At 54.5% G+C, this 14,384-nt stretch carries 8 protein-coding genes and 1 pseudogene; 3 read left to right on the top strand and 6 right to left on the bottom strand.

All coding sequences use genetic code 11. From position 1 onward, the window contains the following. On the bottom strand, positions 1–883 hold an 883-nt coding region (locus tag VIN66_RS00490), incomplete at its 3' end, for a sialate O-acetylesterase (protein WP_331922163.1). Positions 884–1,057: 174 nt separating this feature from the next. Here VIN66_RS00490 and manD point away from each other — a divergent pair. Next, positions 1,058–2,266 carry a D-mannonate dehydratase ManD gene (manD, locus tag VIN66_RS00485; protein WP_331922162.1) on the top strand — a complete coding sequence of 403 codons (1,209 nt, stop codon included), beginning with the start codon at positions 1,058–1,060 and terminating at the stop codon, positions 2,264–2,266. Positions 2,267–2,517: 251 nt separating this feature from the next. On the opposite strand, the gene VIN66_RS00480 is transcribed toward manD, so the two are convergent. Genes VIN66_RS00480 through VIN66_RS00460 form a run of 5 tightly spaced genes read right to left on the bottom strand, consistent with a single transcriptional unit; the run spans position 2,518 to position 11,464 of the window. Further along, on the bottom strand, positions 2,518–5,079 hold the full coding sequence (locus tag VIN66_RS00480) for an exo 1,3/1,4-beta-D-glucan glucohydrolase (protein ID WP_331922161.1): 2,562 nt from the start codon (positions 5,077–5,079) through the stop codon (positions 2,518–2,520). A 32-nt stretch (positions 5,080–5,111) separates the two neighbouring features. Beyond that, on the bottom strand, positions 5,112–7,583 hold the full coding sequence (locus VIN66_RS00475) for a glycoside hydrolase family 3 N-terminal domain-containing protein (protein ID WP_331922160.1): 2,472 nt from the start codon (positions 7,581–7,583) through the stop codon (positions 5,112–5,114). Between the two features lie 14 nt (positions 7,584–7,597). Continuing rightward, positions 7,598–8,617, bottom strand: coding sequence for a glycoside hydrolase family 43 protein (locus VIN66_RS00470; protein WP_331922159.1), 1,020 nt, complete (start codon positions 8,615–8,617; stop codon positions 7,598–7,600). A gap of 4 nt (positions 8,618–8,621) precedes the next feature. Next, positions 8,622–10,109: an MFS transporter gene (locus VIN66_RS00465; RefSeq protein ID WP_331922158.1), complete on the bottom strand. Its 1,488-nt coding sequence runs from the start codon at positions 10,107–10,109 to the stop codon at positions 8,622–8,624. Between the two features lie 29 nt (positions 10,110–10,138). Next, on the bottom strand, positions 10,139–11,464 hold the full coding sequence (locus tag VIN66_RS00460; RefSeq protein WP_331922157.1) for a glycosyl hydrolase family 8: 1,326 nt from the start codon (positions 11,462–11,464) through the stop codon (positions 10,139–10,141). A 170-nt stretch (positions 11,465–11,634) separates the two neighbouring features. Here VIN66_RS00460 and VIN66_RS00455 point away from each other — a divergent pair, with 170 nt between their 5' ends. Then, entirely contained in the window at positions 11,635–13,071 is a 1,437-nt protein-coding gene (locus VIN66_RS00455; protein ID WP_331922156.1) for a sugar porter family MFS transporter, read from the top strand. Between the two features lie 103 nt (positions 13,072–13,174). Further along, positions 13,175–14,110 (top strand): annotated as a pseudogene (locus VIN66_RS00450) (aldose epimerase family protein); the annotation flags it as partial. Positions 14,111–14,384: the final 274 nt, after the last annotated feature.

Genomic DNA, 14,384 nt, shown 5'->3' with positions numbered 1-14,384 from the left:
CCGTAAGCTGCACAGTTTTACGCAGCCACCACACCCCGGTAAAGGGCTCTGCGCGAAAGCCCGGTACGCTGAAACTTTGCCAGTTGCTGTCGTCCAGCTCGGGTGCATACCAGGGGGTAGCGCCGCTTAAGCCGGCATCGGTTTTGGCCAAAGCGCCATACCACTGCGCGTTCTTGGCTTTATCGGCCGCTTCAACCTGCGCTATCAGCGCTTTATCGCGAAATTTCAGCCCTTGCGCCAGTGCATCGGGGAACGCCTGCAGCGCTTCTTCACTTAGCCAGGCTTCTACCGGCGAGCCGCCAAGCGCGTTATTTAAAATACCCACCGGCACGCCGTTGTGCTGATACAGTTCGCGGGCAAAATAAAATGCCAGTGCCGAAAATCCGGCGATATGCTCGGTGGTAGCGGGCTGCCACTGCCCACTGCTCAGATCGTGCTGCGGCGCGTCAAAGTTGTATTGCTGCGGCACAGTAAACTGGCGGATCTGCGGGTAATTCGCACTGGCTAAATCAGCAGCATAAGCTTCGGCTACCCTTGCCATTGGCAGCTCCATGTTCGACTGGCCCGATGCCAGCCAGACATCGCCAAAACAAATGCCGCTCAAGGTGATTTGATTGCTGCCAGTGAAGCGCAGTTGATGGCCACAACCCGGCGCTTGTGATGGCAGCGTAAACTGCCAGCGGCCATTTTCAGCGCGCGCCTGGCCCAGCACTGTGCCGTTTAACTGTACTGTCACTGTTTCGCTATCATCTGCGTAACCCCACAGCGTAATGGCGCTGCCACGCTGCAGTACCATGTTGTCACTGATCAATTTGGGCAGTGTAATCGCCGCCTGCGTACAGAAGCTGCAGCTTAAGGCGAGCAGTAATAGTGTTTTCGTCATCAGCTATCTCCGGCAATACTATGGCATCAGCCTATCATGCTGTACTGGTGCGCCAAGCCCTTGGCTAAGAATGGCTAACAGCGAATAAAAAAACGTAAAACCGCCAATGGCTTTCTCAATTGCCCGGCCATAACACCATGTTAGCCTGAGCTTTTCGGCAACAGGGTAATGGTTATGAAAATCATCGCAGCACGCGTTATTGTCTGCAGTCCGGGACGTAATTTTGTCACACTGAAGATCGAAACCGATCAGGGCTTATACGGCATTGGCGATGCCACACTAAATGGCCGTGAGCTGGCGGTGGTGAGCATGCTGAACGACCACATGCTGCCCTGCCTGATTGGCCGGGATGCCCGTCAGATTGAAGATATCTGGCAATATTTTTACCGTGGGGTGTACTGGCGCCGCGGCCCGGTGAATATGACGGCGCTGGCCGCAGTAGACATGGCGCTGTGGGACATTAAAGCCAAAGCCGCCGGCATGCCGCTGTATCAGTTACTGGGTGGGCGCAGCCGCGATAAAGTACTGGTGTATGGCCATGCCAACGGTAACGACATCGACCAGACGGTAGAGGCGGTGGCCAAATACCGCGAGCTGGGCTATCAGGCGATTCGCGCCCAGTCTGGCGTACCGGGTTTAGCCTCTACCTATGGCGTGTCCAAAGATACCTTGTTTTACGAGCCAGCCGATGCCAGCCTGCCAACAGAAAACCTGTGGTCAACCAGCAAGTACCTTAACCATACGCCGAAGTTGTTTGCCGAGCTGCGCCAGCAATTTGGTGATGAGCTGCACCTGCTGCATGATGTGCATCACCGTTTAACGCCGATAGAAGCAGCGCGGCTTGGCAAAGAGCTGGAGCCTTATAAGCTGTTCTGGCTGGAAGATACGGTACCGGCGGAGCTACAGGAGGGGTTCCGGCTGATTCGCCAGCACACCACCACGCCTCTGGCGGTGGGTGAGGTGTTCTCGTCAATTCATGATTGTCAGCAGCTTATCAGCGAGCAACTGATTGATTATATCCGCACTACGCTGGTGCATGCCGGTGGCATTACGCACCTGCGCCGCATTGCTGCACTGGCTGAGATGTACCATGTTAAAACCGGCTTTCATGGCGCCACCGATTTATCGCCGGTTACCATGGGCGCGGCGCTACATTTTGATACCTGGGTGCCTAACTTTGGTATTCAGGAATATATGCGCCACACCGATGAAACCGATGCAGTATTTCCACACGACTACCATTTTGCGCAGGGCTTTTTACACTGCGGTGAAAACCCGGGCCATGGTGTCGATATTGACGAGAAACTGGCAGCCAAATACCCGTATAAGCGGGCTTATCTGCCAGTAAACCGGTTGGAAGATGGCACGTTGTTTAACTGGTAGAGGTATTTACGCTGAAGCCAATACTATAATCGGGCGTCAAAACACGAACAGGTTTACCCACACCAACACGCCGTAAACCCATCCCTGGGGGCTCGTTTATGAACTTCATCCATGAAGTTCACCCTACGGGCCAGCAGAGCTGTTTAAATTCGTTCCCGGCGAATTTGTCCGCCCGTCCAGGGCTTCAACGGTTGGCTTAGGGTAAACCTGTTCTCCTCAACCAGCAGCGCCATTCCTACCAGACACCGCCGTTAATTCCCGCAGGTGGCATTACCTTCATTTTGTGCCAGCCGCACATTGGCCAGTTGCAGTACCAGGCCGGCATCGCTGCGCAGCACCATAGGCTGTGTTACCCGGCTGATATCAAAGTTGCCGTTGGCCAGGCTAAAGCAGCGCAGCGCTATTTTCGTACTGTGCCAGCCTTTACCCTGCATTGCCTGCAGGTTGCTGCTGATATCCAGCATACTGGCGCAGTTATCGCCGCACTGCATACCCAGCTCAACCTTAGTGCCAGCAGCAACCGACACCACCTGGTACTCCAGCTCCAGCGCCATATCACCGTTTGACTGGCGGGCTAAGTCCAGCGCTATGCCATCAGCATGGCCCAACCGCACTGTGGCAGCTTTGTCAAACCGCAGTGTGACCGAATCTTCCTGTTGCAGCCGGTCAGTTGCTATGGCCGTCACCGCACCTGCTGCAGAGCGCTGTTGCGCATCCGCCACCACGGTGATAGTACCTGCATCTGACAGCTGTAACTGCCACGGTGTTACCGCTTTACCGGCATACAAATAACGGCTGGTATTTAACATTGCTGCGGCGCTGATGCCGGCATTTTCATGCAAAGGCGTCAGCACTGTATTGTCGCGGTAACTCAGGCCGTAGCCGTAGGCAAATAGCGGGTTGTAGTTAGCGTCACCGACATTAAGCGGCTCGCCTTTGGCGTTGTCCGGCCAGGAAAACGACAACCGGCCCTGAAAATCGTGGCGTACGCTGCCGTCTGCGGCCCGAAACAACACATCGGCTACTGCCCCACCCTCAGTGCCGGGTAAAAAGGCCGCGACAAAGGCATCAGATTGGTTCAGCTCCGGGTTGACCCACAATGGCCGGCCGGATAAAAACACACTAACGGTTGGAATACCCTGCGCTTTTAGCTGTTTAAGGATTTGCAGCGCCCGGTTATCGTCAAACGCCAGATGGCTGCGATCGCCGATAAACTCAGCATACGGTTCTTCACCAAACACCACTATGGCCACATCGGGTTTAACGCTGAAACGGCCATTCTCACTCAGCTCCGTGCTGCCACCACCGGCCTGCACGGCATGCTGAATACCGGCATAAATAGATTCGCCATTGGGGAAGTCATGATTACTGTTGCCAGAGCCCTGCCAGCTTAGCGTCCAGCCGCCACTTTGCTTACCAATGTTATCGGCACCGTCGCCGGCTACCAGCACTCTGCTGCCGGCACGCAGCGGTAACAGTTGCTGATTATTTTTCAGCAACACTAACGATTTTCGTGCTGCTTCACGCGCCAGTGCGCGGTGGCTGGCGTTCCCCAGCAGCTCATAACGCCCAGCCAACGGCCGCTGTGATGGCCTGACCTGCTCAAACAGCCCCATTTCGGCTTTGATGCGCAGCACCCGGGCTACTGCTTCGTCCAGCCGTGCCATCGGGATCTGCCCGGTGTTTACCTGCGCCAGTGTGGTGTTATACAGCGTTTGCCAGCTGTCCGGTGCCATATACATATCCAGCCCGGCCAGCAGCGCATTGGCGCAGTCAGTCGGCGTGCAACCGGCAACCTGACCATGGCCGTTCCAGTCTCCTACCACAAAGCCGTCAAAGCCCATGCGCTTTACCAGCACATCAGTCAGCATAGGCGCAAAACCATGCATCTTACTGCCGTGCCAGCTGTTATACGACGCCATGACCACCCGGGCACCGGCTTTAATTGCGCTGTAATACGGCAAGGCATGAATATCGCGCAGCTGGGCTTCAGTGCTGATATTATCGCCCTGATCTTTACCGGCCACTGTGCCGCCATCACCCAAAAAGTGCTTCACCGTCGCCAGCATATGTTCACCGCGTAAAAAATCTTCTGCGCCAACTTTGCCCTGAATGCCCTGCAGAATATAAGGCGCATAACTGGCAACCAGCGCCGGATCTTCGCTGTACGACTCATAAGTACGGCCCCAGCGGTCATCACGCGCTACCGCTATAGTCGGTGCAAAAGTCCAGTCCAGCCCGGTTACCTGCATTTCAACCGCAGTTGCCCGGCCGATGGCCTGCAGTAACTGCGGTTCGTGCATAGCGCCAAGGCCAATATTGTGCGGAAATATCGTTGCACCTTTTACGTTGCTGTGGCCATGCACGGCATCAGTGCCCCAGAACACCGGAATGTAAGGCCGGCCATCGCTGGTGTCGGTGCTGGCTTGCCAGAAGGCATCGGCCAGTTCAAGCCAGGCCGCAGCACCCACTCGGTTATCGCGCCCCGGCGCCGAGTTACCGCCGTTTAGCACTGACCCCAGATAATATTGCCGTACCTGTTGTGGCGTGACCGAAGCGATATCGGCCTGAATAATCTGGCCGACTTTCTGCTCAACGCTCATCTGGCGCAGCAAACTGCTGACTTTAGTTTCTATCGCGTCGGTACGTGCAATCGGTGATGCCTGCATTGGCCAGTTCTCTGGATCAATGCGCGGCTGCAGCGGTGCGTCGCTACTGCCCTGCTGCAGTGACTGGCTGCAGGCGACCAGTAAAACGCTGCCAAGCAGCAGGCCGCTGCGTAACGGCGTGCGGTATTTAGTGTTATCAGACATCCTTATGCCTCCTGTGAACCTTGTAACTGCGCTCAGCGCGCGGTGACGCTAACCTGACTTAAGTAGGCTTTGTTGTCACTGACCTCGGTCAGCGCCCCGCCGATACTGAAACTGCCCTGTAAGCGGATATCTGCTGACGAACTGCCAAGCTGCACGCTGATTTCACCCGGTTCCACTACCCAGCGCATAGCCTGATCAAAAAATGCCAGTAAGTTAACCGGCAAGGTAAAACGGACTGTGGCCTGTTCGCCACGTTTGAGCGAAACCCGGGTAAAGCCCTTCAACTGCTGTACCGGCCGGGTAACACTGGCGACCGGATCATTGATATACAGCTGCACCACTTCGGTACCGTCGCGCTGGCCGCTGTTGCGCACCGTCAGGCTGATACGGACTTCACCATTGGCCTGTGCCTGGCTGGCATCAATCTTCAGATCACTGTAGCTGAAGCTGGTATAACTAAGGCCATGGCCAAACGGATACAGCGGGCTGATATCGTCAAACAGATATCCGCGCTTTGCCGATGCTTTATGGTTGTAATAACTTGGAATATGGCCGGCACTGCGCGGGAATGTCAGCGGCAATTTACCCGATGGGTTAACATCACCAAACAGCACATTCGCCACCGCACTGCCGGTTTCCTGGCCCAGATACCAGCTTTCAATAATGGCCGGCATGGTTTGCGCCAGCTCGCCCAGCGCCAGGGGCCGGCCATTTTGCAGCACCAGTACTACAGGCTTACCGGTTGCCAGCAGCGCGTTGGCCAACTGCAGCTGATTACCCACCAGCTGCAGACTGGTGCGATCGCCCAGGTGTTTATCGGCCCAGGCCTCACGCGATAAGCCTTCGTTTTCGCCCAGTACCAGCACCACCGCATCAGCGCTTTTTGCCACTGTCACGGCTTCATCGAGTAAACCCCGGCGGTCCTGCTCGTCAGCCAGTGCAATATCATCATGGTTCCAGCGCTGCATGGAAAAGGTACCGGCCTGCTTGCTGCGCTCGCGGATATCCGCTGTAGTGAATATTTGCTCCGCCGCCTGAGCCGGTGCTGCGGGCAGCGGCTTGGTCAGCAGTGTGCCGCGGGCAAACACTACCTCGGCTTTACCCTGCAGTTTTTGTTTCAGCCCCTGATAAATACTGACCGTCTGGCGCGGGATACTGCTGTAACCGCCGAGTAAGGTTTCATCCGCATGCGGCCCGATTACCGCCAGTTTTTTAATCTTGCCGGCATCTAACGGCAAAGTGCCGTCATTTTTCAGCAGTACCAGCGATTTTTCTGCTACGTCGCGGGCAAAACGGCGGCTGGTATCAGCACCCACCGCCGCATCAGCCAAAGCGGCATCGACATAAGGGTTTTCAAATAAACCAAGGCGGAACTTCAGCCGCAGCACGCGCTGCACCGCCTGATCGATAGCAGTTTCGGCTAACTCACCGCCTTCAACCAACGCCTGCAGGTGCAAAAACGCGTCCGGATCGGGGGTTTCCATATCTACCCCGGCCAGCAGCGCGGCTTTTGCCGCCTGCGCATCACTGCTGTATAACTGATGGCGGCTGTTCAGCTCTTCAATGGCGAAGTAATCACTGACAATCACACCGTTAAAACCCCACTGCCCGCGCACTACGCCCTGCAGCAGCGGCTGATTAACATGCGATGGAATGCCATCAATTTCGTTATAAGACGCCATAATACTGCCGGCATGCGCCAGTTTTACCGCGGCCTCAAACGGCGGTAAAAACACTTCATGCAGCTCACGCGGGCCGATTTGCGCCGGTGCAATGTTCACCCCGGCTTGCGGCTGGCCGTGGCCGGTAAGATGCTTTAATGTCGCCACCACTTTATCTTCAGCAAAAGCGCCATCTTTACCGGCATCGCCCTGAAAGCCTTGCACTGCTGCTACGCCAAGCGCCGACATCAGATAAGGATCTTCACCCATGGTTTCTTCAATCCGGCCCCAGCGCGGGTCGCGGGCGATATCCAGTATTGGCGTCAGCGCCCAGTGCGCACCGGTAGCGCGCATTTCTTTTGCCGCCAGCGCATACACATCATGCATAATCTCTGGTGACCAGCTGCTGGCCAGCGCAATCGCCTGCGGCAGGCTGCTGGCATCAAACGCCGCGTAACCATGCAAGGCTTCTTCATGCATCAGCGCCGGTATGCCCAGCCTTGTGTGTTGTTTTAGCCAGCGCTGCAAAGCATTATTAAATTCAGCGCTCTGTTGAGGTGTTTTGAACTCGCTGGGCCGGCCAATATGGCCAATACCGTGCGGTATCAGCTTAGCGGCTGCGTCTGCAACAAACCGCAGCTGTTTATCTTCCAGCGTGCGTCTTTGCTGCCATACCGTTTGCAGCTGGGCAACTTTTTCTGCCAGTGTCATGCGGGCCAGTAGGTCATCCACCCGCTGATCAACTGACAATGTGGCGTTCTGGTACGGTAATGGTGTTGTCTCAGCAGCCGTCAGCGCACCGCTGACAGACAGCATAGCCGCCAGCAAAAGGGATTTATGCATAGCAAGGCTCCTGCTTAATCATGATATGGCAGTAAAGTGCGGATCCGGCCCTGCGCATCGTGTTGCAACGGTGCCATCTTCACCGAACGCAGATGGGTGACCCCTTTTGACAGCACTGAATCGTGATAGAACAAATACCAGTCGCCGTTTAGTTCACAGATCGAATGATGGCTGGTCCAGCCAACGACCGGTTGCAGAATACGGCCCTGATAGGTAAAGGGGCCGTACGGGCTGTCGCCGGTGGCGTAGCAGATAAAATGCGTATCGCCGGTAGAGTAGGAAAAATAGTACTTACCCTGGTATTTATGCAGCCAGGACGCCTCAAAGAAACGCCGCTCGTTATCGCCGGCCAGCAAGGGTTTGCCATGCTCATCCAGGATAATAATCTCGCGCGGCGCCTCGGCAAATTCCAGCATATCATCGCGCAGGCGGGCCACTTTTGGCCCCAGTGCCGGCTCAGAGGCGTCAGGCTCAGCGTATTGTGCGCTGTACTGATTATTACGGTACTGCTGTAATTGCCCACCCCAGATGCCGCCAAAGTACAGATAAAAACTGCCGTCATCGTCGGCGAAAACTGCAGGATCTATCGAGTAACTGCCCTGTATCGGTGTTGGTTGGGGTTTAAAGGGGCCGGTAGGGCTGTCACTGGTCGCGACACCTATCTGAAAGCGGCCGGCAGCGTTTTTCGCCGGAAAATAAAAATAATAGCGGCCATCTTTGCAGGCGGCATCCGGCGCCCACATCTGGCGCTCGGCCCAGGGCACATCATCAATATGCAGCGCCACACCGTGGTCAACGGCCTGTGCCTGCGGGTGGTCCAGCGACAGTACGTGGTAGTCCTGCATCGCAAAGTGGTCGCCATTATCATTAAAGGCCACACCCGCCTCGATATCATGCGACGGATAAATATAGATGCGGCCATCAAATACATGGGCAGAAGGGTCAGCAGTATATATATGCGTAACCAGAGGCTGCGACAACGCTCTTTGCCGCAGGGCTTCACATTCGCTGTCTGTCAGAAGAGTGTCGGCCATGGTGTTAGTCTCCCTGTACTGCGGCGGAAACGGCACGGCGTTGCTGTAATTCCCGCTCAATTTCAGATTCTTTACGTTTATTAATTTCGTATACCAGCATGCAGGCTACGCCAAGCAGGAACGGCAGTGCCGCATAAACACTGACCGACAGCTTAATGCCCTGTACTGTTTCAGCCGCCTGTACCGGCAGCTGAGCCTCGTAACCGTAATGCGCCAGTATGCCGGCCACCAGTGCGCCACCTATGCTCAGGCCCAGTTTCAGGCCAAAAATCATCGCCGAAAAAATAATGGCGGTAGCGCGGCGGTGGTGTTTCCATTCAGAGTAATCGGCAACATCAGCAATCATCGCCCACAGCAGTGGAATGGTAATGCCGTAAAATAAGCCGTGCAGTATCTGCGCTAAAAACACCAGGCCAATAGCATCGGCAGGCAGCCAATAAAACAGCAGAATAAACAGCGTCGAGATAAACAGCGCTGCAGCAAACACATCGCGTTTGCCAAAGCGGTCAGCCAGCGGCTTGGAAAAGCCAATGCCAATAATCATGCAGATAATGCCGCCGGCATTAAACAGGCTGAAACCGGACGTTGCCGCATCTTCAGGCCATAAAAAGCTGTTTAAGCCAATACTGTTCAGCAGTGCATTTAAGCCGTTAATAAAGCCATTAAAGCCAATATCCTGCAAAAACTGCGCGATATCCGGCGCACTTAAGTAATGTTCGAAGTAAAAAATATACATGCCGCCTTTTAGCGCCAGCGTAATAAACACCAGCACGGTCAGCAGCAACATAATGGCCCAGGGCTTGTTGCCGGCCAGATCAGTCAAGTCCTGGCGGATACTGGATTTTTCGGCCTGCGGTGCAAACACACGCTCACGGGTGGTGAAAAAGGTGATCAGAAAAAACACTATGCCGGTGCCGGCAAACAGCAACATAACACTTTCAAAACCGGCGGCTTTGTCGCCCTCGCCAAAGATCAGCACCAGCGGCAGCAGCAAGGCCTGAATAATAAACTGCGCGACCATCACCGCGACAAAACGGTACGCCGACAGGCTGTTGCGCTCGGCCATGTTGCCGGTTAATACCCCGCTTAACGCCGAGTACGGCAGGTTATTGGCTGAGTACACCAGCACCAGCAACACATAAGTGGTAAAGGCATAGATTATTTTGCCCTCTGGGCTGAAATCCGGTGTGCTAAATGCCAGTAACGCTATGATGCCAAAGGGAACGGCAGTCCATAAGATCCATGGCCGGAATTTGCCCCAGCGGGTTTGGGTGCGGTCAGCAATCAGGCCCATCACCGGGTTAAAGCAAGCACCGATAATACCGCCGGCAAAAATAATACTGGCCGCAGCGGCCGGTGGGATCTGGTATACATCGGTATAAAAGAATGCCAGAAAAGTCATCAGCGTCTGAAAAATCAGGTTGGCAGCCAAGTCTCCAAGGCTGTAGCCAATTTTCTCCATCACACCGAGTTTATGCGTTACTGTCTGCATCTGTGTTTGCCTGTTGTTTGTCATTGTTTTTATTCTGTTTTAATAGCCGCTGCCGGTAGCCATGCCTGAAACTGACCGCTGACATGCAGCAACCCCATCAGGTACAGCATGCCATCGTAGTAACGGTATTGGCCGCTGGGTACAGGCTGCTGCCACAAGGCGCGGACAAAGTCAGCAGCACGAGCATCGCTTGCTGCCAGGCTGGCCACCGCGTTCATCGCAACCAGACCCGCTGTTGGCCCAGCCGTTTGATCCGTATCGAGTTTTTTACCATCCAGACTGTACTGACCGCCATAACTATTTAGCCCCTCAGCAGCAAAAAACGCCTGCAAGCGATCGCTGCGCGCTACTGCACGTTGGTCTTTACGCCACCAGCTCCAGTCAAACGACCAGTTCATTGCACTGCGCCAGGCGTCAAAGCGAAAGTCAGCCGCTTCCGGCCGCCAGGGCGCGGCCCAGGGGCTGCCATCAAAATTACCGTAATCCGGCGTCAGGGCGGTTTGCGGATGGGCAGCTTTGCTGAAATAGTCGCGGCTAACCTGTGCCGTCTTGTGCCAGAAACTGCGGTCAGCTTCTGGCCCTACTCTGGCCCAAACCTCGTAAAACGCCGGTAAATGATAAGAGGCATCGGTATGGTCGGCGTTGGGTAAATCCGGCGTAAAGCGCACCATCGCATATTGCGGGTGGAACATGTTAATGCCGGTTTGGCGGCCACGCTGCGTATTACCGGTTATCGGCTGGCGGTGGCGCATATGTGTCAGCAGCGTATCTGCCTGCGCCTTGTACTGATAAATGCCCTTGCCTTCGCCCCAACGCACAGCCGCAAAATACAAGGCGGTCGCAAAGTAAATTTCGCCGTCCGGTGCCGGCATTTCATCCAGTGCTACGCCATCACTGCGCACCGACCAGGCAAAGTAGCCAAAGGCCGGGTGAGTGGCATCGGCATGATACATATGGCTTTTTGCCCAGTTCCACAGTGCATTGAATTCGGCTTGTTTATTCAGTTGCACGGCGATCATCATGCCGTACGACATGCCCTCTGAGCGTACATCGTTGTTGTTGATATCAAGGATATAGGCTTTGTCGCCATCAGCGTTGTGACCCGCCGGGAAATACACCGCCTCAGTTGCCGCATCGCCATAAAACAGCTGGTTAAAAGCCTGCTGAATTTTGGCGTTCACCGCTTGTTTACTATGGCCCTGAGCCGCAAACAAATCAGGGTATTGCCCGCTTACGGCACTGCCCTGCTGTGCCTGTTCTGCCGTTTCAGCTGCACCGGCGCAAAGCACAAATAACAGTATACCGGCCAACATGCCGGGCTTGAGTAAGGCGCTAACGCTAAGTGCTGCTGTCATGCTGATCGTCACGGCTAAAATGGCTGAATGACCTTACCATACAACGGCCATTGGCTAAGGGGATTAATGAAATGTACTGAAAGATTTATGTTTTTTAACAAGCAGACTGTACAGCGGGCGATTAAACTTTATGCTGCTTAGAGATAACTACAACAACAGGAGTTACCATTTTGCAGCCAGATTCAGCGACACTGACCACCCCGGCAACCGCCGCAGCAGAGGCCGATAACCGCGGTTTTATTTTATTTATTACCGTTGTTGCCACGCTGGGCGGTTTTTTATTCGGTTATGACAGCGGTGTTATCAACGGCACCGTTGATGGCTTACAGCTGGCGTTTAATTCTGAAAGCGCAGGTACCGGCTTTAATGTTGCCAGCATGTTACTCGGCTGCGCGGTAGGGGCATTTTTCGCCGGCCGTTTAGCCGATATTCTGGGCCGGCGTACGCTGTTACAAATCGCAGCCGTTTGCTTTGTGATCAGCGCCTGGGGTTCGGGTATTGCTGAAAGCTCACTGGAGTTTGTGCTGTACCGCATTTTAGGTGGCCTGGCCGTTGGCGCGGCATCTGTGATGGCGCCAGCTTATATTTCTGAAGTAGCGCCGGCGCGCTATCGCGGCATGTTAACCACAGTACAGCAGATTGCCATCATTTTCGGCCTGTTTATGGCCTTTATCAGCAACTACCTGCTGGCCAAGTTTGCCGGCGCTTCTACCTCTGTGCTGTGGCTGGATTACAGTGCCTGGCGCTGGATGTTCTGGATGGAGCTGCTGCCAGCCGTGCTGTTTTTGCTGATGCTGCTGTTTATTCCGGAGAGCCCGCGCTTTCTGGTGCTAAAAGGTAAAACCGCGCTGGCGGCTCAGGTGCTGCGTAAGCTGTATGGCGATGCGGCAGCCGCGCGCAAGCAGGTTGATATCGAGCAGTCGCTGAGCAGTAATCATCAGCCACAGCTGAGTGATCTTATCGATAAGCCAAGCGGCAAACTGCGCCGCATTGTTTGGGTCGGTATTGGCCTGGCCACCTTTCAGCAGTTGGTGGGCATTAACGTGGTATTTTACTACGGTGCTGTGCTGTGGCAGGCGGTGGGCTTTTCCGAATCGGATGCCTTGCTGATTAATGTGATAAGCGGTGCGCTTAGCATAGCGGCCTGTGTCATTACGCTATTGGTGATTGATAAAATTGGCCGTAAACCACTGCTGAAATGGGGCTCGGTTGGTATGAGCCTGACCTTAGCCCTGATGGTACTGGCGTTTGCCAATGCCGAACAGGATGCCAGCGGCCGCCTGCTGCTGGGTGACTGGGGCATAGTGGCGCTTATCAGTGCCAATGCTTATGTGTTCTTTTTTAATATGTCGTGGGGCCCAGTGATGTGGGTCATGCTGGGTGAAATGTTCCCGAACCAAATTCGCGGTTCAGGCCTGGCGGTAAGCGGCCTGGCACAATGGGGCAGTAATTTTTTGATCACAATGACCTTTCCGCTGTTACTCAGTGGTATTGGCCTGGCCGGTGCCTATGGCCTCTATACGCTGGGCGCAGTTTTGTCAGTGTGGTTTGTCGCCCGCATGGTGCATGAAACCAAAGGCAAAGAACTGGAAGATATGCCAGGGTAATGCCGCTTCCACTGTGGCATTAAATTCCGTAATAGCGGCGGCAGCTAACGCAATACAGCCGCCGCACTGACAAGGTTAGGCTGGGTTATTTGCCACTGCAGGTAACCCTATGCGCCAATTTTCGTTAACTAATCATAAAGGCGATCGCCTGACGATACTGGAACATGGTGCCACTATGCAAAGCTGGTCGGTAGCCGTAGGCCCAGAGCGGCGCGAACTGATCCTCGGCTACGCCAACCCGCAGCAGTATCAGCAGGACAACAGCTATCTGGGCGCTGTAGTCGGCCCCTATGCGAACCGCATCGGTAATGGCAATTTGCAGTTAGCTGGGCAACATTATCAGTTGCAGTTAAATGAAGGTAAGCATCATTTACATGGCGGAGCCAACGGCCTGCACCGTCAGCAGTGGCAACTGCAGCAGCAAACATCATCCAGCGTGCAGTTGCGCTGTATTTTACCAGATGGCCACAGTGGCTACCCCGGCCCGACAGCATTCAGCGTGCTTTATCAGCTTAATACTGACAGCTCACTGGATGTCACGCTCAGCGCCAGTGCAACACAACTCACACTGGCAGGGCCAACCCTGCACCCGTATTTTAATTTATCTGGCAAAGCAGAGCCGATAAACCAGCATCAGCTATGGCTTAACGCTGAGCAATACACCCCAACCGACAGCGATAAAATCCCTACCGGCCAGCTGCTGCCGGTAGACGAAACAACACTGGATTTTCGCCACTGCAAAACCCTCGGCACGCTACAGCTTGATCACAATCTGGCAGTGAAAGCTGATATGCAGCAGAACGCCGCGATCCTGACCAGCCCGGACCAGCAGCTCAGGTTGCTGGTGCGCTCAGACTACCCTGGCCTGCAGGTATATACCGGCGATTATCTGGCCGCGCCTTTTTCCCCGCGCCAGGGTATTTGCCTGGAACCACAGTTTTACCCCGACGCGCCAAACCACAGTCAGTTTCCACTGCGGTTAACCAGCCCGGAGCAGCCTTTTACCGCACATATCCGTTATCAGTTGGAGAAGAACTGAGCAATCGTCATACCATGCACCATACTGCACCCATAGTATGATTATTGGTGAGGGAGTTAGCTATGACTGTTGTCCGAAAAATGATTACCTTAACCGAGCAGCAAGGCAACTGGGTGAAAACTGAGAATATTTTGCAGGCCGCAAGAGCAAGACTGAAAGCAGATGGCACGATACCGGCTTAGTACGAATATGCCTTTACCAGCAGCGCTTTTCCATTGAAAGCCTATAAAATAGCAGAACATAAAATTATGTGGATTACTGAAGAAAAATTGGA

Source organism: Rheinheimera sp., assembly GCF_036568245.1.
Lineage (GTDB): Bacteria > Pseudomonadota > Gammaproteobacteria > Enterobacterales > Alteromonadaceae > Alishewanella.
The sequence above is the reverse complement of the archived record's forward strand: the minus strand, read 5'-3'. Positions and strand labels throughout refer to the sequence as shown.

Excerpts from the sequence above, each read along its gene's own strand:
- manD (WP_331922162.1), top strand. The coding sequence starts at position 1,058 with ATGAAAATCATCGCAGCACGCGTTATTGTCTGCAGTCCGGGACGTAAT.
- VIN66_RS00480 (WP_331922161.1), bottom strand. The coding sequence starts at position 5,079 with ATGTCTGATAACACTAAATACCGCACGCCGTTACGCAGCGGCCTGCTG.
- VIN66_RS00475 (WP_331922160.1), bottom strand. The coding sequence starts at position 7,583 with ATGCATAAATCCCTTTTGCTGGCGGCTATGCTGTCTGTCAGCGGTGCG.
- VIN66_RS00470 (WP_331922159.1), bottom strand. The coding sequence starts at position 8,617 with ATGGCCGACACTCTTCTGACAGACAGCGAATGTGAAGCCCTGCGGCAA.
- VIN66_RS00465 (WP_331922158.1), bottom strand. The coding sequence starts at position 10,109 with ATGCAGACAGTAACGCATAAACTCGGTGTGATGGAGAAAATTGGCTAC.
- VIN66_RS00460 (WP_331922157.1), bottom strand. The coding sequence starts at position 11,464 with ATGACAGCAGCACTTAGCGTTAGCGCCTTACTCAAGCCCGGCATGTTG.